2 protein-coding genes are annotated in these 785 nt (G+C 59.4%); both read right to left on the reverse strand.

Translation table 11 applies throughout. The annotated features are described in order from the left end of the window. Window positions 1-19: 19 nt before the first annotated feature. The gene (locus EN939_RS36475; protein WP_013529551.1) at window positions 20-274 is read right to left on the reverse strand and encodes a GlsB/YeaQ/YmgE family stress response membrane protein; all 255 of its coding nucleotides are present in this window, start codon (window positions 272-274) and stop codon (window positions 20-22) included. 215 nt (window positions 275-489) lie between these two features. Further along, window positions 490-690 carry a hypothetical protein gene (locus tag EN939_RS36480; protein WP_027037740.1) on the reverse strand — a complete coding sequence of 67 codons (201 nt, stop codon included), beginning with the start codon at window positions 688-690 and terminating at the stop codon, window positions 490-492. Window positions 691-785 lie beyond the last annotated feature (95 nt).

Genomic DNA, 785 nt, shown 5'->3' on the forward strand with positions numbered 1-785 from the left:
CTCTTTGCGTTGTCGAGCCTCAGGCTCGTTTCAGGACCTTGACCAGCACCAGCAGGATGATGGCGCCGATGGTGGCATGGATGATCGCGGCGAGAGTGCCGCCGCCGATGGAAAATCCGATCCTCGGAAACAGCCAGCCGGCGATGAACGCGCCGACGATGCCGACGATGATGTTGCCGATAAGGCCGAAGCCGAAACCGGAAACGATAAGACCGGCGAGCCAGCCGGCGATGGCACCGATGATGATGAAGACGAGCAGGCTTTCGACACCCATAGAGAGTTCCTCCGAGCAAGAGGGCGACGGCGGAACGGAAAGCTCCGAATCGGCCTCGATATCAACGGCTTCAGGCTATTCGAAAGCGACCAGCCTCACCAGCGGCGCCATCACTAGAGCAATTCTAGGAAAAGTGTAAAGCGGTTTTCCGTCCAAAATTGCGTCAAAACAAAGAGTTAGAGCAGCTCGCCGTTTCCGTGAAACGGTGAACTGCTCTAGTCGTCATCGTCGCTTGCGGCAGGGCGCCAGCTGGTCGGCTCGACCTTCTTTTGCGTGTGACTGTCGATATAGACCCACCAGCCGTCGTCGCGATATTGCGCGATGGATTCGTTGATCACGCCGTCGCTGTCCTTCCACGTGACGGAGACCTTGGAGCCGTCTGTCGGCGCGGTCGCAATCGGCTTTCTGTCCGCCATGTCATCATCCCCCAATTGCACCGACAAACTGAGCCGACAGAACGCCGCGGCCCGCATCCGGTTCCAGCCGGTACCGGCTGCGCGATGTGCTGGCC

Origin of the sequence: Mesorhizobium sp. M7A.F.Ca.CA.002.05.1.1 (genome assembly GCF_003998335.1) — a bacterium.
In the GTDB taxonomy this organism is placed as follows: Bacteria; Pseudomonadota; Alphaproteobacteria; order Rhizobiales; family Rhizobiaceae; genus Mesorhizobium.